The organism is Sphingomonas aquatilis, assembly GCF_014196115.1.
GTDB lineage: Bacteria > Pseudomonadota > Alphaproteobacteria > Sphingomonadales > Sphingomonadaceae > Sphingomonas > Sphingomonas aquatilis.
On the sequence record NZ_JACIDB010000003.1, the window covers coordinates 77190 to 93967 of the forward strand.

Annotated in this window: 10 protein-coding genes; 7 read left to right on the forward strand and 3 right to left on the reverse strand. The window is 69.3% G+C overall.

What is annotated here, in order from left to right:
* Positions 1 to 8: 8 nt before the first annotated feature.
* Positions 9 to 1202, forward strand: a complete 1194-nt coding sequence (locus tag GGR47_RS09030) for an MFS transporter (protein ID WP_147035151.1) — start codon at positions 9 to 11, stop codon at positions 1200 to 1202.
* Positions 1203 to 1268: 66 nt separating this feature from the next.
* Here the strand turns inward: GGR47_RS09030 and GGR47_RS09035 are convergent, their stop codons facing one another.
* The gene (locus tag GGR47_RS09035) at positions 1269 to 3764 is read right to left on the reverse strand and encodes a TonB-dependent receptor domain-containing protein (RefSeq protein ID WP_147035149.1); all 2496 of its coding nucleotides are present in this window, start codon (positions 3762 to 3764) and stop codon (positions 1269 to 1271) included.
* Between the two features lie 207 nt (positions 3765 to 3971).
* Between GGR47_RS09035 and GGR47_RS09040 the strand changes: the two genes are divergently transcribed.
* Positions 3972 to 5075, forward strand: coding sequence for an SGNH/GDSL hydrolase family protein (locus GGR47_RS09040; RefSeq protein WP_147035148.1), 1104 nt, complete (start codon positions 3972 to 3974; stop codon positions 5073 to 5075).
* A gap of 97 nt (positions 5076 to 5172) precedes the next feature.
* Here the strand turns inward: GGR47_RS09040 and GGR47_RS09045 are convergent, their stop codons facing one another.
* On the reverse strand, positions 5173 to 7542 hold the full coding sequence (locus GGR47_RS09045) for a hypothetical protein (RefSeq protein ID WP_147035146.1): 2370 nt from the start codon (positions 7540 to 7542) through the stop codon (positions 5173 to 5175).
* A gap of 139 nt (positions 7543 to 7681) precedes the next feature.
* Between GGR47_RS09045 and GGR47_RS09050 the strand changes: the two genes are divergently transcribed.
* Together GGR47_RS09050 and GGR47_RS09055 are read left to right on the forward strand one after the other, a co-directional pair.
* On the forward strand, positions 7682 to 8674 hold the full coding sequence (locus GGR47_RS09050; RefSeq protein WP_147035144.1) for an alpha/beta hydrolase: 993 nt from the start codon (positions 7682 to 7684) through the stop codon (positions 8672 to 8674).
* A 42-nt stretch (positions 8675 to 8716) separates the two neighbouring features.
* The gene (locus tag GGR47_RS09055) at positions 8717 to 10042 is read left to right on the forward strand and encodes an MFS transporter (RefSeq protein WP_147035142.1); all 1326 of its coding nucleotides are present in this window, start codon (positions 8717 to 8719) and stop codon (positions 10040 to 10042) included.
* A gap of 158 nt (positions 10043 to 10200) precedes the next feature.
* On the opposite strand, the gene GGR47_RS09060 is transcribed toward GGR47_RS09055, so the two are convergent.
* The gene (locus GGR47_RS09060) at positions 10201 to 12477 is read right to left on the reverse strand and encodes a glycoside hydrolase family 3 N-terminal domain-containing protein (protein WP_147035140.1); all 2277 of its coding nucleotides are present in this window, start codon (positions 12475 to 12477) and stop codon (positions 10201 to 10203) included.
* A gap of 180 nt (positions 12478 to 12657) precedes the next feature.
* Between GGR47_RS09060 and GGR47_RS09065 the strand changes: the two genes are divergently transcribed.
* Genes GGR47_RS09065 through GGR47_RS09075 form a run of 3 tightly spaced genes read left to right on the forward strand, consistent with a single transcriptional unit; the run spans position 12658 to position 16681 of the window.
* Complete coding sequence (locus tag GGR47_RS09065) at positions 12658 to 13659, forward strand: LacI family DNA-binding transcriptional regulator (RefSeq protein WP_147035138.1); 1002 nt, start codon at positions 12658 to 12660, stop codon at positions 13657 to 13659.
* Positions 13656 to 15077, forward strand: coding sequence for a glucoamylase family protein (locus tag GGR47_RS09070; RefSeq protein WP_147035136.1), 1422 nt, complete (start codon positions 13656 to 13658; stop codon positions 15075 to 15077). The genes GGR47_RS09065 and GGR47_RS09070 overlap by 4 nt, the downstream gene beginning before the upstream one ends.
* 56 nt (positions 15078 to 15133) lie before the next feature.
* Positions 15134 to 16681 carry a tryptophan halogenase family protein gene (locus tag GGR47_RS09075; RefSeq protein WP_147035135.1) on the forward strand — a complete coding sequence of 516 codons (1548 nt, stop codon included), beginning with the start codon at positions 15134 to 15136 and terminating at the stop codon, positions 16679 to 16681.
* Positions 16682 to 16778 lie beyond the last annotated feature (97 nt).

The following is a 16778-nucleotide window of genomic DNA, read 5'->3' on the forward strand; positions in this document are numbered from 1 at the left end:
GGAGGGCGATGGCGTCCCGATTTCCCTTGCGCTCGCCCGGCTTCCTCGGGGCGGTGGCGCTGGCCAATGCCGGTGGCGTCATCGCCTATCTGCCGCTGCTGACGCTGCTGCTGCCGCTCAAGGTCGAGGGGCTGAGCGGTGAGGCGCGGATCGGCGTCTTCACCGCCACAGTGTTCGCCGGCGCCATCGCCGCCAGCATATCGAACGTGCTGTTCGGCTGGCTCAGCGACCGGTCGGTGGCGCGCGGCGGCGGGCGGCGGGCGTGGATGGCGGGCGGCGTGGCCGCGACTGCGGCGAGCTATGGCGGGCTGATCGTCGCGGCGACGCCGGTTGCACTGGTCGCCGCGCTCGTTGCGTTTCAAATCGCGGTGAATGCGCTCCTCGCGCCGATGATGGCGATCATGGCGGAAGAGGTGCCGGACGCGCAGAAGGGCGTCGCGGGCGGCCTGTTCGCGCTTGGGGGACCGCTCGCGTCGATCGTTTCGACCGTGCTGGTCGGACAGGCGACTTTAACGGAGGCCGCACGGTTCGCGATCCTGCCGGCGGCGGTTGCCGCCTGTATCGCGCCGCTTTTGCTGGCCCGCGCCCGCACCGCGGTGGCGGATCGCGATCCGCGTGGCGACGTGCGCGCGTCGCGTCGCGACCTGATCGTCGCGGGCGTGGCGCGCCTGTTCGTCCAGATCGCCGGGGTCGTGACGCAGACCTATCTGCTCTATTATTTCGAAAGCATCGTGCCGGCCGGGGAGCGGGCGGGCTTGCCCGGCCGGATCGGGCACCTGCTGACGATTGCGTTCATCGTCCCGTTGCCTGCGGCGCTGATCCTGGGCCGTCTGTCCGACCTGACACGGCGGCGGAAGCCCGCGATCCTGCTGGCCGCGCTGATCGCGGCGGCGGGGCTCGCCGGCATGGCGCTGGCGCGGGGATGGCCGGCCGGGGCGGCGGCATTCGTCGTCTATACGCTGGGGTCGTCGGTATTCGTCGCGCTCAACGCGGGCGTCGCGATGCAACTGCTGCCCAATCCACGCCATCGCGGGCGCGACCTGGGCCTGCTCAACCTCGCCAATACCTTGCCCTCTCTGCTGGGGCCGCCGCTCGCCTGGGTCTTTGCGACGCCGCACGATTTCGTCGGGGTCATGCTGGCGCTGGCCGTCCTGGCGGTGGGCGGCGGGCTGACGATGCTGTGCGTCCGAACGGGGCGATAGCGGATCGGAGGTGACGGCACAGGCGGAGACCGGGATGCCGGTTTCCGCCCGTCGCCTTCGCGCGCGTCAGAAGTCGAAGCGGATCGCGGCGCCGATCGTGCGGCCGTTGATCGAGCGCGCGCGGACCAGACCGTTGGCCGGGATCGCGGCGTCTTCCGCTTCGGTGATGCCCTTTACGTTGAAGATGTTGTTGGCGTTGACGTTGATGCTGACATTGTCCGCCGGGCGGATCACGATGAAGCCGTTGACCTGCGTATAGGCCGGCATCTTCAGCTGGTTGACCGGCTGCGTGTAGCTGGGCGTGGTGCCGATGACGTTGGCGCCGACGCTGATCCGGCCGAAATCCACCTGCGGCGTCGCCTGATAGACGAAGGACGCCTGCCGCTGCGGACGCTTGCCGTTCAGCGTCGCGTCGGTCGCATCGCGCGTGATCTTCGAGTCGGTGTAGGTGCCCGCGGCGGTCAGCGAGAACGGTCCGCGGCGGAAGCGGCCTTCCAGCTCGACGCCGGTCGCTTCGTAATCGCGGCTGGTGAATTGCTGCTGCGAGAGCAGATAGTTCGTCTCCTGCGTCCGCGCGTTGAACACGGTCGCATAGAGGCCGATCGGGCCGGAGTTGAACTTCACGCCGCCTTCGGCCTGCTTGACGAAGTCGTAGGGCTTGGCGCCGTTCACGAGCGCGCCGGTGGTGGTGTTGACCAGCGGGCCGAACAGCAGGCGATCGGCGTTGACGCGGCCGCCGCGGCTGTAGCGGGCGAAGACCGCCAGTGTGTCGCTGAGGCGATAGTTCGCGCCGGCCGAATAGGACAGATAGTTGTAATCGTAGTTCACCGGCGCGCGGTTCGTGGGCAGGAACGCCACCGTCTGTTCGGCGGGCGAGATCACGCCGTTGCCGTCCATGTCCTGCGCCCGCGTCGTGACCGCGCCCGGCAGATCGCCGCGGATGCCGCCCTTGGCCGAGCCGAAGTCGTAGCGGACGCTGGCATCGACGTTGAGCCGCCCGACCTCGAAGCCCAGCTGCGCGAACGGCGCGTTGGTGGTGTAGCGCACGTCATAGCTGCGGCGGCAGCAATTGCCGAAGAAGGCCGCCGAATAGAGCGTGCCGCCCGCCGTCTGCGACACGCCGGCCGCGTTGCGGATGTCGACCAGCACCGATCGGCCATCGCCCTGCACCGTCTGGAAGAAGGACGTCCACAGCCAGTCGGTCTTCACGTCCTGCCGCGAATTGTACATGCCGGCCGCGATCGACAGCGCGCCGCCGCCCAGATCGACCTTGCCGTTGATGCGCAGGTCGTTGGTGATGTTGTCGAGGCTGTTGAGCTTCACGTCGAACAGCACGACGCTGGCAAGCAGGCCGTTGCCGCCGAGCGCCGACGGGTTGGTGATCCGCTGCCCGGCGAGCGGGCCGCTCGCGTAGAAGAGCTGCGCATTGGCACCGGCGAAGCCGTTGGCGGTCGTCTGCGCGTCACCCGCCGCCGCGGGGAAGGGCGAGACGAAGTCACCCGAGATCGCCGAATAGCGGAAGCGTTCGGTGATGTTCCAGCCGTCGGCGATGCGGAACTGCCCTTCAAACCCGACCGACTTCACGTCCGGATGCATGCCGTCGCCGATCTGCCGGCGGACGGGGTTGTTGTTCCCGTCCAGCGTCAGCACCGACTGGATATAGCGGCTGTGCAGCGTATCCTCGTTGATCGAGAAGCCGGGGACGTTCTGGTAGTTCGGGTCGCCGTTGCTGCCCGTCACGCGCACCGGGTTGGGGAGGAAGGCGATGCTGCGGTCGTCGAGATACTTGCCGTACAGGCGGATATAGCCGCCGTCGAATTCGCGGGTGATGTTCGCCTTGATCTGACCGCCGCGCATGGCGTCATAGCCGACATGGCGCGGGCCGTCGCCGATCCGGTAGAAGCCGCTCATTTCATAGCGGGTGTTGGCGTCGATATGGCCGCCATAGGCAAAGTCGGCGCGATATTCGCGGTAGTCGAGGCCGCTCGACAGCTGGAACGACCCGCCGTCCTTTTCGCCCGTCTTCGAGATGAAGTTGATGATGCCGCCGGGCGAGTTGCTGGCGAAGGTCGAGGCCGAGCCGCCGCGGACCGATTCGATGCGGGCGAGCGACAGGTCGTTGCGAATGAAGATGTCGGCATTGCCGAAGATGATGTCGCCGAATTCCAGCACCGGCAGGCCGTCTTCCTGCAGCTGCAGGAACTTCGAACCGCCCGAGGCGACCGGCAGGCCGCGGACCGAGATATTGGCATTGCCTTCGCCGCCCGATGCCTCGACGCGAACGCCGGGCAGGTTGCGCAGGATTTCGGCGGTGTTGCGCGGCGGGATCTTCGAGGTGAGATCGGCGTCCAGCGAGCTGACCGAGATCGACGTGTCGAGGCGATTGCGCCCTTGGGCGACGCCGGTGACGACGATGTCCTGACCCTGATCGGGCGCCGGCGCGGCATCGGTCTGCGCGGTATCGTTCGCTGCCGTGTCGGCAGGCGCGGGCGCGACCTGCGCATGGGCGGTGCCGGCGATCAGCAGCGCGGCAGTGGTCAACAGATAATGGCGAGCCTTCATGCGATCCTCCCTGACACCGACTCTCTTTCGAAGTCTGCGAGACTGCCAATAGCATGACGGCAATCGATTGCAACGCTCATTTTCAATCGATTGCGATTGCAGTGGACATGTGGCCGTTAAGAGACACGGTGGCGCTGCGCAGGCACCCTTGGCGTTGCCGTGCTTGCTCTGCCATGAGGGGGCCACACGGCGGAGAGGATGAGGGCGATGCGACGGGCGATGACGGGATGGCTGACCAGCGTGGTCCTGATCGCGGCCGCGCCCGCCGCGGGCCTGGCACAACGTGTCACGCGCGTATCGACCCCGCCGCCGCGCCTTACTGCGCTGCCGATGGCGGTCCATGGGCGCGCGGCGCGGGACGGAGGGGGGATCGTCCGCCAATGGCCGGGCGGCTATATGGAAACGGCGGTGCGCGGCGGTGGCGTGCTGTTCCGGGTGGGCGCGGGGGACGTGGCGCTCCATGTCCTCGTCGACGGGCAGGCGGTGGACACGCTCGTCAAGCCCGCGCCGGGGCTCTACCGGATCGGCGGGCTGTCGAACACGCGCCATGTCGTACGGGTCGAGGTCGCGTCCGAAAGCCAGGCGGCGCCGACCGGCCTCGGCCCTTACTACGCGGATCCCGGCACTGTGGCGGCGCCGCTGCCCCGCCGTGCGCGACAGATCGAGTTCGTCGGCGACTCGCACACCGTCGGCTATGGCGTTACATCGCCCACACGCACCTGCTCGGAGGCGGATGTATGGGCGACGACCGATACGTCCCGCGGCTTCGGCGCGATGCTGGCCCGGCGTTATGGGGCGGATTATCAGGTGAACGCGATCTCCGGTCGCGGCGTCGTGCGCAACTATAATGGCTTCGCGGCACCGAAACTGCCCGAGGCGTATCCGTATGTCCTGTTCGATTGCGCGACGCAGGCGTCGGAGCCGGAGTGGCACCCGCAGGTGATCGTCGCGGCGCTCGGCACGAACGACTTCAGCACGCCGCTGCACGCGGGTGAGCGATGGGCGACGCGCGCGGCGCTGCACGCCGATTACGAGGCGACCTATTTGCGCTTCCTGCGGACGCTGCGGGCGCGCGATCCGGATGCGCTCATCGTTCTATGGGCGACCGACCTCGCCGATGGCGAGATCGCGGCGGAGGAAGGCAAGGTGGTCGGCGCCATGCGCGCGGCGGGGGACCGGCGCATCGTCTTCGTGCCGGTGACGGGCCTCGCCTTCGGGGGCTGCAATGCGCACCCCTCGCTCGGCGATCAGCGCATCATCGCCGATCGGATCGGCGCGGCGATCGCCGCCAACCTGCCCGGCTGGCGTTAGCGGGCAGCGGGAACGCCCAGGCAGTCATCCCGGCGGAGGCTGGCATCTTCCGGTGGGAGCACGCCGCATGCCCCGCGCGTGGCGCCGTCCTGTCCGGCTATGGCGCCAGACGCACCGTCACCACCGGCTGCGGCGTGTCGCGCAACGTCAGCCTCAGCGCCCCGTCCGCCGGGGGCGGCACGGCGATAGAAGCGCCGGTAAATCCATCCGGCACTGGCACGCTCTGTCCGCCGCTGGCGATGCTGCGGATCAGGAACAGGGCGTCGCCGGTCAGCGTGCAGGACCCGCTCTTCGGGCAGTGCCAGGCGGTCAGCGTCGGCAGGCGCACCAGCGTCGCGAGCGGCTGCCACGGACCCGCAACGCCGCTTTGCACCAGCCGGAAGCGCAGCGCCCCGTGCGCCGATGCGCCCAGTGCCGTGGCGGGGACGAGCGAGGCGATCCCCACCTCCGCATCCTGGAGCTGGAGCGGCACCGTCACGGATCGCGAGGCGTCGCTTGCCGTCACCTCTACCGCATCGCCGGGCGAGAGGCGCGCGTCGCCCGCTACCCGCAGCGAGAAGGTCAGCCGCGCATCCTGCGGCACCAGATCGTCCCCCGTCAGCGCGATCGGTAAAGCGGGGGCGGGGCCGACCCGTTCCACGGATTTCGCGACCAGCGTCGCCTGCGGGCGGGGGGCGCCGATCGTCACCTTCAGCGCGATCTGGCGGCCGTCGCGCAGCGTCACCTTCGCCTCGCGTGCCTGTTTGGGCTGGAAGGCGCCGACATCGGCCATGTCCGTCACCATCGGCAGCCGGTCGCCCGTGCCGGAGCGCTCGAGCGCGCCAGGCCGGAACAGCACGCCCGCCATGTCCAGGCTGGCGACCTGATCCAGCCGCGTGCCGGTCAGCACGCCCTGTCGGTCGCCGGCGTGCAGGTCGAAGCCGGCGATCCGGCTCGTTTCGGCGAAGGTGCGCAAGGCCAGCCGTTGCGGCTGGTCCGATCCATAGCCGTACAGCGCCAGCGTCACCGGCCCCGGCGTCGCATCGGCGAGCGGCACTTTCAGCGCCAGGCTGTCCGCATCCGCTGCCGTCCAGGCGACCGGGCGGGCGGCACCGTCCGCCTGTTCCAGCACCACGCGCGTGACGCAGGGCGCCGCGCCGCCAACCAGCCGTAGCGGCGTTTCGCGCCCGACGATCAGCGTGGCGTCGTCCGCGACCCGCCACGTGCGACCCGCGGTCGCCACCAGTCGGAACGTCGGCCCCTCGAACGGCTGATAGCCCCACAGGCCGCGGACCGTCGCCTCCGCGCTGGGTCCGAAGGCACCGTCGGTCTTGCCGAGGACGAAGCCGCCGCCGACCGGATCGATCGTCAGCGGCACCTCGCGCGTCTGTCCGTCCCCGCTCTTCACGCGCAGCGACAGGTCGCGGGCATAGCGGGTCGCGAATACCAAAGGCGCGCCCGCGACGGGCAGCAACAATCCGGGCCGGCTGGCGCACAGCGCGCCATCCACCCGCGCCGACAGCGGCGGCAGGATCGGCGCGGCAACGCCGGGCAGCGCGGCGACCAGCACCGATTGCGGCTTGCGGAACGAAGGTACGGTGTTGAGCAGCAGCGCGGTGCTCGCGTCATGCTGTACGCCGAGTGCCGGAATGAACTGGAGCTGCGCCGACTGGAAGGCGCCGAACAGGCGCACGACGTCGCGGATCACGCCGATATAGGAGCTGTAATAGCCATAGCCCGCCTGGGGCGTCGAACTGAGCTGCAAGGCGATGTCGGCAGGCGTCCCGGCCAGCGTCTGCGCGATCGAGCTGGTCTGCGCATCGGCGAGCACGGCGGCGTTGCTCGATTGCGTCAGGCAGGCGGCGCGCGCATCGGGCTGGCGCAGCAGACAATCGGTATCGAGCTTCACCGCAAGGCTGCGCGCGAGCTGTGGTGAAACGTCGGCCAGCTCCGCCGGATCGCGATGGGTGACGTTGGCGATGAACGTCTCCAGTCGCGCCCGGTCGAGCATCGCCTGATTCAGCTCCTGCGATGCGCGCACGAACGCACCGGGTCGCCCCCGGATCGCCGACGACACGGCATCCAGCGCGCCGCCGGTATCGGGGACCAGCAGCACGATCGCCTGCTCCGCGCCCGCGGGAACGGTCGCGTCGATCGTCGCCTTCTTCGCCTTCCACGGTTCGGCGTCGAACAGCCAGTCTTTGGGCGGCGGATTGGTCGCGCCACGCAGGAAGGCGAGCACCAGCCGGTAGCGTGCGCCCTGTGCCCGCGGCAGATCGACCGCGACGCGGACGCGGTCACCCACCGCCAGATTGGGCACCTGCGACAAAGGGAGCGTGACGCCGCCGTGCGTGACGCTGACCGTCAGCGACGGGCCTGCCAGATCGAACCCCGTCGATTGCGCCCCGGCGTTGCCGACACCCATCGCGGCGAGCGCACAAGCGGCGAACAGGACGCGGGTCCGGCGGGCGAGGGCGGTAGCGGTCACGGCCTCGCCTCTTACTCCCGCGGCGCACCAAGGCAATCGCCACTGGTCGCATTCCGCCATCGTGGCCCGGCAGCGACGGCCTATGCACCGGGACTCCGCTATGGCATCCGTCCGGACCGGAGTGACGAGGGAGGGCCGCATGGACGACGCCACGGGACGGATCGATCGGCGCGCGCTGCTGCTGGGCGCAGGCGCGGCTGCGATGGTGGCCGGCGCGGCATCCGCGGCGCGCGAGCCGTTGCACACGCCGCCCGGCGGTGGCGAACTGCCGCCGGCCTGGGAAGCGGCGGAGCGGATACCCTTGTGGGACGGAGCGCCGCCGGGCGGTCCGTTCGTGGCGCGCAAGGACCTCGACCGGCGCGGCCCCACCTTCGTCACCGGCGTGACGATGCCGGACCTGCACGTCTTCCAGCCCGCCAAGGCGAACGGCCGGGCGTTGCTGGTCATGCCGGGCGGCGCCTACAGCTTCGTATCGATCCGCAACGAGGGCGTCGGCGTGGCGAACGTGTTCGCCAAACTGGGCTATACCGTGTTTGTGCTGACCTATCGCCTGCCGGGCGAGGGCTGGACGCCGCGCGCCGACGTGCCGTTGCAGGATGCCCAGCGTGCGATGCGGCTGATCCGCGCGCGGGCGGCGCGATATGGCGTCGATCCGGCCAAGGTCGCGGTGCTGGGCTTTTCGGCGGGCGGGCACCTCGCCGCCTCGCTGCTGACGGGGTATGACGAGCGCGTCTATGCGCCACGGGACGCGGCGGACCGGGGCAGTGCGCGACCGGATGCCGGCGGGCTGCTCTATCCGGTGATCGCCGCCGCGCCGCCGCTCACCCACCCGCTGTCCGCGCAATTGCTACTGGGGCCGAACCCGGATGCGGCATTGGTGGCGCGGCGTTCGCCCGCCCAGCATGTCACCGCGACGACCCCGCCGACCTTCCTTGCCCATTCCATGGATGACGGCGCGGTGCCGTGGCAGAATAGCGAGCTGTTCCTCACCGCGCTGAAGGCCGCGAAGGTGAAGGCGGAGGCGCATTTCTTCGAAGAGGGTGGCCACGGATACGGCATCGGCCCCGACAACGCGCCCGCCGGCCTGTGGCCGCAGCTGTTCGCGCGCTGGCTCGACCGGACGCTGGGGTAACGCGCTCTCGACATCGCCGCCTGCGCAGTCGATGGGGCGGGGATGGAGCAGGATCAGCGTGAGCCGGGCCGCGTCGGCCGATGGCGCCTTGCGGGCTTCGCGGCCGGCGACTTCGCCTTCAACCTCTATTGGCAGAGCGCCATGCTCTACCTGCTGTTCTATTACACCGACGCGCTCGGCATCGGGGTGGAGGCGGCGGCGGCGATCTATTTCGCCGCGTCGGTGTGGGACGGGATCGTCAGTTTTGCGGTCGGCGCGCTGGTCGATCGGCACGCCGCACCCGGCCGCTATCGGCTGGCGCTGGTCGGGGGCGCGGTGCCGCTGGGGCTCGCGTTCGTCGCCGCCTATGCGCCGCCGCCGGTGACGGGCGTGGCGGCGACGGTGTTCGTCGTCGTCGGCCATCTGCTGTTCCGCACCGCCTACGCCTGCGTCAACATCCCCTATCTCGCCATGTCGGCGCGGGTGAGTGGCGACGATCGCGACCGCTCGTTCGTCGCGGGATTGCGCATGCTGGCGGGCACGCTCGCCGCGGTGGTGGTGGCGATTGGAACGGTGCCGCTGGGCGGCGCGCTGATGCAGGTGGGGGAGGGGCCGCGCGCCTTCCTGGGCGCGGCGTGGCTGTTTGCCGGGATCGCCAGCCTCGTGCTGGTTGGCGTCGGCTGGACGTTCCGCGATGCGATCGCGGCGCAGGACGGGCCGGTAGGGCCGGTGCCCTCGATCGGCACCTCGCTGTTGCTGGCGGCGCGCAACCTGGCATTCGTGACGCTGGCGGGGGCGATGATGGCGATGATCGTCGCGACCACCGTGCTCAACAAATCGGTGCTCTATTATTTCAAATATGCGGTGGGCGACGAGGGCGCGGGGCAGCTGGCGCTGGCGTCGATGATGGCGGTGAGCGCGGTGGCGGTGCCGGCGTGGATGGCGGTGGCGCGCGGCATCGGCGTGCGGCGGCTGTGGTTCGTTGCGGTCGGCCTGTGTGCTGTCGGCCTGATCGTCTTCGCGCTGGCCGATGTCACCCGGGCGGGCACGGCGCAGCTGTTCCTGATCGCGATGCAGGCAGCGACGGTCGGCCTGCACTTCGCCTTCTGGGCGATGCTGCCCGATGCGGTCGACCATGGTCAGCGCACCACCGGCGTGCGGGTCGAGGGCACGCTGTTCGGCCTCGCCGCGCTGTTGCAGCGGGTTGCGATCGGCCTGGCGACGGTGGTGATCGGCCAGGCGTTCGGGCAGGCGGGCTATGTCGCCAATGTGGCGCAGACGCCCGAGATGCTGGCGACCATGCGGACGACGATCGCGCTGATCCCGCTGGGCTGCTTCGCGCTGTCCGCGCTGGTAATGGCGTTCAACCCGATCCGCCCGCGTCGGTAGGCATAGAGCCGGACGGCATGACGGAGACCCGTTCGTGCTGAGCCTGTCGAAGCACAGGCGCCCGCAAGGACGGACCTTGCAAGGGGCGCCCCGCCCTTCGACAGGCTCAGGGCGAACGGTGCGGTGGGATCAACGCCCTGTCATCGCGCTATGGGCATTCAGCGCACCAGATCGAACGTCCCGTGGACGCCGTCGGCCTGGGCGGACGGCGCGATCCAGACGTCGAACGTGCCCGGCTCGACCGTCGGCGCCAGATCCTTGCCCAGGAATTCCAACTGCGCGCGGGTGAGCGTGAACGTCACCGTCTCGCTCTGGCCGGGCTTTAGCGCAACCTTGCGGAACGCCTTCATCTCGCGCACCGGCCGCGTGATGCTGGCGACACGGTCGTGGATATACAGCTGTACCAGTTCCTCGCACGCGCGCTTGCCCGTGTTGGTCACCGTGGCCGACACGGTGATCTTGCCATCCCATGGCAGCGTCGCTGGCACGACGGGCGCGTCGTAGCTGACCGCGCCATAGGTCAGGCCGTGGCCGAACGGATAGAGCGCGGCATTGGGCGCGGTGCGCCATTGCGCCTTGTACGGCTGGCGCGGGCCGGCGGGGGCGGGGCGGCCGGTCGCCTTGTGCGCGTAATAATAAGGCTCCTGCCCGCTTTCATACGGGAAGCTCAGCGGCAGGCGGCCCGAGGGCCCGACCTTGCCGAACAGCACGTCGGCGATGGCATTGCCGGTTTCCGACCCGAGGAACCAGGTGACGAGGATCGCGGGTGCGTCCTTCACCGCGCCTTCCAGCGCGAGGCCGCGGCCGTTCTTCAACAGGACGACGATCGGCTTCCCCGTTTTCGCCACCGCTTCGGCGAGCGCCATCTGCGGCGCGGGCACGGTGATCGACGTGCGCGACTGCGCCTCGCCCGACATATTCTCGCTCTCGCCGATCGCGAGCACGACGACATCCGCGGCCTGCGCCGCCGCGACCGCCGCGTCGATGCCACCGGCAAGCGACTCCTCGACGTTCGACCCCTGCGTCACCGTGACATTGGCGACGCCCGCATTGCGCAGGCCGGTGGCGAGGTCGATCGCCTGCTTGTTGTCGCCATAGACGACCCATGGGCCGTTGAGGTCGTGCTGGCCGCTGGCGAAGGGGCCGATCAGCGCGATCTTGCGGGCGGGGTCGAGCGGCAGCAGGTCGCCGTCGTTCTTCAGCAGCACCATCGATTTCTGCGCCGCCTCGCGCGACAGTGCGATCGCCGCCTTGGTCCGCGACCGCGCCACTTCGCGCTTGCGGTCGATGCGGCGGAAGGGGTCGTCGAACAGGCCGAGCATCTGCTTGACCGCGAGCACGCGCCGCACCGAGCGGTCGAGCACCTCCTGCGGCACCACGCCTTCACGCACCAGACTGGGGAGGTATTGTGCGTAATAGTTCGACTGCATGCTCATATCGACGCCCGCCAGGAAGGCGATGCGCGTGGCGTCCTTGCCGTCCTTGGCGAAGCCCGCGGCGATCATCTCTTCGTCGCCGGTGTAATCGGACACGATGATGCCCGGGAACTTCCACTCGTCGCGCAGCACCTGCTTCATCAGCCAGGGGTTGCCGGTGGACGGGATGCCGTCGATCTCGTTGAACGAGGCCATGCCGCTCATCGCGCCGGCATCGAAGCCGGCCTTGTATGGCGGCAGATAGACTTCGCGCAGCGTCCGTTCGGACAGGTCGACGATATTATAGTCGAGGCCGCTTTCCGCCGCGCCATAAGCGGCGAAATGCTTGACGCAGGCCATGACGGCATCGTTCGCGTCGAGGCTCTTGCCCTGGAAGCCCTTCACGCGCGCCGCGGCAAACAGGTTGCCGAGCAGCACATCCTCGCCCGCGCCCTCCATCGTGCGGCCCCAGCGCTGGTCGCGTGCGATGTCGACCATCGGGAAGAAGGTCCAGTCGATGCCGGCCGCCGCCGCCTCGAACGCCGCCATGCGCGCGGTGCGCATCGCCAGATCGGGATCGAAGCTGGCGGCTTCGGCGACCGGCACGGGGAAGATCGTGCGGTGGCCGTGGATGACATCGGCGGCGAAGATCAGCGGGACCTTCAGGCGCGAATCGCGCATGACCGCGCTCTGCATCCGCCGCGCCATTTCCGCGCCGTTGCCGTTGAACACGCCGGTCAGCTTGCCCGCGACCGCGTCGGCGACCTGGCCGTCGAAGCTCGGCCCGTTCGACGGTGGGTTGAGGCCGGTGGCGACGCCACCGCTCCACGCCGCGGCGTTGAGCTGCAGCTGTCCCGCCTTTTCCTCCAGCGTCATGGCCGCCAGGATCGCCTCGACCCGCGGCGGCAATGCGACGCCGTCCGCCTCCGCCAGTAGCGCGCGCGCCGGGCTGGCCGCCCAGGCGGCGACCGCGCCCGCGCCGAGCAGCGCCGCGCGGCGCGAAATGGTATGATCCGTCATGTTCCAGCCTCTCCCCTGATCTGCTATCGTCCAGCGTCCGCGCTTGCACGGATGCTTCCGGCTTTTCGCGTTGACCGTTGCCTGTAACCGGTTACACAGGCCGGGCGTGCGGTACAAGACGTGTCGGTTCACGCGCGGATGATCGTTCGCGGCCAGCGGACGGCAGGGGGAGGACAAGGGTTGAAGTCGGCATCGGCCACGATCCGCGACGTCGCGCAAGTCGCTGAAGTATCGGTCGCTTCTGTCTCACGTGCGTTGAATGGCCATAGCAGTGTCCATCCCGACACGCGCGCCCGCGTGCTCGCGGCGGCCAAGGCGCTGGGCTATGTGCCGCACGCCGGCGCGCGCAGCCTGTCGCTGGCGCGCAGCCATGCGATCGGCGTGGTGCTGCCCGACCTGCACGGCGAGTTCTTTTCCGAAATCGTGCGCGGCATGGATCGTGAGGTCGGCGCGCGCGGCTATCACCTGCTGCTGTCCAACATGCACGCCGATGCCGAGCTGGCGGCGCAGGCAATGCGATCGATGCGCGGGCGCGTCGACGGGCTGATCGTCATGGCGCCGCAGCTGGATGCGGAGGGCTTGCGCGAGGCGCTGCCGGGCGGCGTGCCGGCGGTACTGGTCAATTCGCTCGACGGGGCAGGGCGCGCCGGCTTTCGCATCGCCAATGCCGAAGGGATCGCGACGGTCGTCGCGCACCTCGCCGCGACCGGGCGGCGGCGGCTGGTCCATGTCGGCGGGCCTGCGGGCAATATCGACGCGCGCGAACGCTGCGAGGGATTCCTCACCGCGATGGCGCATCACGCGCCCGACATCGAACCGGTGGTGATCGAGGGCGACTTCCGCGAGGATTCGGGCGCGGCGGCGGTTGCGATGCTGCGCGCGCGCGGCGTCGCGTTCGATGGCATCGTCGCGGCCAACGACATGATGGCGCTGGGCGTGCTCGCGGCCTTGCGCGAACAGGGCCTGTCAGTACCGGGCGACGTCGCGGTCACCGGTTTCGACGACATTCCGCTCGCACGGTATCTCGGCCTCACCACGATGCGCGTGCCGCTCGCCGAAATGGGCGCGCGGGCCGTCGCGCGGCTGATCGACGCGCTACAGGGCGGCACGCTGACCCCCGACACGCAGGTCGTCGCCACCGATCTCGTCATCCGCACCACCACGGAAGCCCTTACGTCATGACCCTGTCTCTCGATCGCCGTGCGCTGCTGCGCCATGCGCCGCTTGCCGCCGCCGCGAGTGCGCTGCCCCGCCACGCGCTGGCCGCCCCTGCCGCAACCACGCTGCCGGCATGGTTCGGCGACCTCGAACAGCGCACCTTCCGCTATTTCTGGGACCTCGCCAATCGCAAGAACGGGCTGGTGCCCGACCGCTGGCCGACGCCGTCCTTCGCCAGCATCGCCGCGGTCGGCTTCGCGCTGACCGCCTATCCGATCGGGGTGGAACGCGGCTGGATCACGCGCAAAGAAGCCCGCGACCTGACACTGACGACGCTGCGCTTCTTCGCGACCGCGCCGCAGGGCGATGCGCCGACCGGCATGACCGGGCACAAGGGCTTCTTCTACCACTTCCTCGATATGGAAACCGGGCAGCGCTATCGCGACACAGAGCTGTCCAGCGTCGACACGACATTGCTGTTCCTCGGCATCCTGTTCGCCGGTGCCTGGTACGATCAGGTCGATCCGGTGGAGGCGGAGATCCGCCGGCTCGCGGAAACGATCACCGATCGCGCCGACTGGCCGTGGTTCACCAACGCGCGCGGCACCGTGTCGATGGGCTGGCATCCCGGCAAGGGCTTCATCGAGCGCGCGTGGGATGGGTATAACGAGGGGATGATGGTCTATGTCGTCGGCCTCGGCAGCCGCGGCCGGTCACTCGCCGACGGGGCGTGGGACGCCTGGGCGCAGACCTATCCCGCCTTCTGGCGCGGGCAGGGGGACACGCGGCACCTCGCCTTCGCGCCGCTGTTCGGCCATCAATACAGCCAGATGTGGATCGACTTCCGTGGCATCCGCGATGCGACGATGCGGCAGGCCGGCTTCGATTATTTCGACAACAGCCGCCGCGCGACCTATGCCAATCGCGCCTATTGCATCGCCAATCCGATGCACTGGGACGGCTATTCGCGCGACATCTGGGGCCTGACTGCTTGTGACGGCCCCGGCAATTTCCAGCTGCCGTTCAAGGGGCGGACCGCGGAGTTCTTCGGCTATGCCGCGCGCGGACCGCTCGGCCAGCCCGACGAGCGCGACGACGGCACGATCGCGCCGACCGCGGCGCTGGGCAGCCTCGCCTTCGCGCCCGAGATTTGCATACCCGCGGCGAACGCGATGCAGCGCTGGCCGCACCTGTACGGCAAATACGGCTTCCTCGACAGCTTCAACCCCTCGTTCCGCTATCCCGACGTCAAGCTGGAGACGGGATCGGTCGACCCCAAGAGTGGCTGGGTGGCGCGCGATTACCTGGGCATCGACCAGGGCGCGATCGCTGGCGCTATCGCGAACACCCGCGACGAGGGTGTTTGGCGCGTCATGCGCCGATCGCCCGCGATCCGCCGCGGCTTGCAGCGCGCGGGCTTCACCGGGGGATGGCTCGGGTGAGATAAGCCCGCCTGTCATCTCCGCCTGCGCGGGGATGACGGCTATTGGGACGTACTATGTTGAGCGAGCCTTCGATGACCGACGCCCATCCCAATCCCCCGCTCAAGACGATCACGATCGTCGGCGGCGGCACCGCCGGCTGGATGGCTGCGGCCCTGCTGTCTCGCCTGACGCTGGGCGCCTACACGATCCGCCTGATCGAATCGGAAGAGATCGGCACGATCGGCGTCGGCGAAGCGACCATCCCGGCGATCCGCACCTTCAACGGCCTTGCCGGCATCGACGAGTTCGAAATGGTCCGCGCGACGCAGGCGACGTTCAAGCTCGGCATCGAATTCCGCAACTGGGGCGCGCCCGGCGACAGCTACATCCACGGCTTCGGCAAGATCGGGCAGGATCTGTACTGGCTGCACTGCCATCAATTCTGGCTGAAGGAGCGCGCGGCAGGGCGGGCGAAGCACCTCGACCATTATGCGCTCAACACGCTGGCGGCGCGGATGAACCGCTTCGCGATGCCCGACCCCAGCAATCCGCAATCGCCGATCGCCGACATCGATTACGCCTATCATTTCGATGCCTCGCTGTTCGCGCGCTTCCTGCGCGGCCGGGCAGAGGCGGCGGGCGTCGAGCGGATCGAAGGGCGCATCGTCGCCGCCAACCGCCGTGGCAGTGACGGCTTCCTCGACCATGTCGTGCTCGCCGATGGCCGCACGGTGGATGGCGACCTGTTCGTCGACTGCTCCGGCATGCGCGGTCTGCTGATCGGCGACGCGATGGGCGTGGGCTATGAGGACTGGAGCGAGTGGCTGCTGTGCGACCGAGCCCTCGCGGTGCCGAGCGCGCGCGGGACGGGGCCACTCACGCCGTACACGCGCGCGACCGCGCACGGGGCGGGCTGGCAGTGGCGCATCCCGTTGCAGCATCGCACCGGCAACGGCCATGTCTACGCCAGCCGCTTCGTGTCGGACGAGGCGGCGGCGACGACGCTGCTGGAACATCTCGACACGCCCGCGCTCGGTGATCCGCGCCCCGTCCGCTTCCGCCCCGGCAAGCGCCACCGCGCATGGGAGAAGAACGTCGTCGCGCTGGGTCTGGCCGGCGGCTTCCTCGAGCCGCTCGAGTCGACCAGCATTCACCTGATCCAGACCGGCATCCTGCGGCTGATCGCGCTGTTCCCCGGGCGCGGCTTCAACGCCGCCGACACCGACGAATACAACCGCCAGACCGATTTCGAATATCGCGACGTGCGCGACTTCATCATCGCGCATTACAAGGTGACGGCGCGCGAGGACACGGAGTTCTGGCGCTATCTGAAGCACATGGCCGTGCCCGACAGCCTGACCGAACGGCTGGAGCTGTTCCGATCCTCGGGCCGGTTCTTCATGCATGCGAAGGCCGAACTGTTCCGCGAGGAAAGCTGGGTACAGGTGCTGCTGGGCCAGGGGTTGCCGGCGCATCACGACCCGATGGTCGACATGATTCCCGCCGAACAAACCACCGCTTTCCTGAAGGATGTCGAGGACGTGGTCGCCGATGTCGCCGCCGGCCTGCCGACGCACGAAGCCTTCATCGCGCGCCACTGCCAGGCGCCGAAAGTCGGCTGAGCGGCTCCCCGCGCCACCGACTGTGACACGCAAGCAACAATCCGGCGGATAATGAACCGATCCTGACCGGCGCGGCAGGCAGGCGGTTGTAACCGGT

What these genes read in the sequence shown, in the direction of transcription:
- GGR47_RS09050 (WP_147035144.1), top strand. Translation starts at nt 7,682, where the DNA reads ATGGACGACGCCACGGGACGGATCGATCGGCGCGCGCTGCTGCTGGGC.
- GGR47_RS09035 (WP_147035149.1), bottom strand. Translation starts at nt 3,764, where the DNA reads ATGAAGGCTCGCCATTATCTGTTGACCACTGCCGCGCTGCTGATCGCC.
- GGR47_RS09060 (WP_147035140.1), bottom strand. Translation starts at nt 12,477, where the DNA reads ATGACGGATCATACCATTTCGCGCCGCGCGGCGCTGCTCGGCGCGGGC.
- GGR47_RS09040 (WP_147035148.1), top strand. Translation starts at nt 3,972, where the DNA reads ATGCGACGGGCGATGACGGGATGGCTGACCAGCGTGGTCCTGATCGCG.
- GGR47_RS09070 (WP_147035136.1), top strand. Translation starts at nt 13,656, where the DNA reads ATGACCCTGTCTCTCGATCGCCGTGCGCTGCTGCGCCATGCGCCGCTT.
- GGR47_RS09055 (WP_147035142.1), top strand. Translation starts at nt 8,717, where the DNA reads ATGGAGCAGGATCAGCGTGAGCCGGGCCGCGTCGGCCGATGGCGCCTT.
- GGR47_RS09075 (WP_147035135.1), top strand. Translation starts at nt 15,134, where the DNA reads ATGTTGAGCGAGCCTTCGATGACCGACGCCCATCCCAATCCCCCGCTC.
- GGR47_RS09030 (WP_147035151.1), top strand. Translation starts at nt 9, where the DNA reads ATGGCGTCCCGATTTCCCTTGCGCTCGCCCGGCTTCCTCGGGGCGGTG.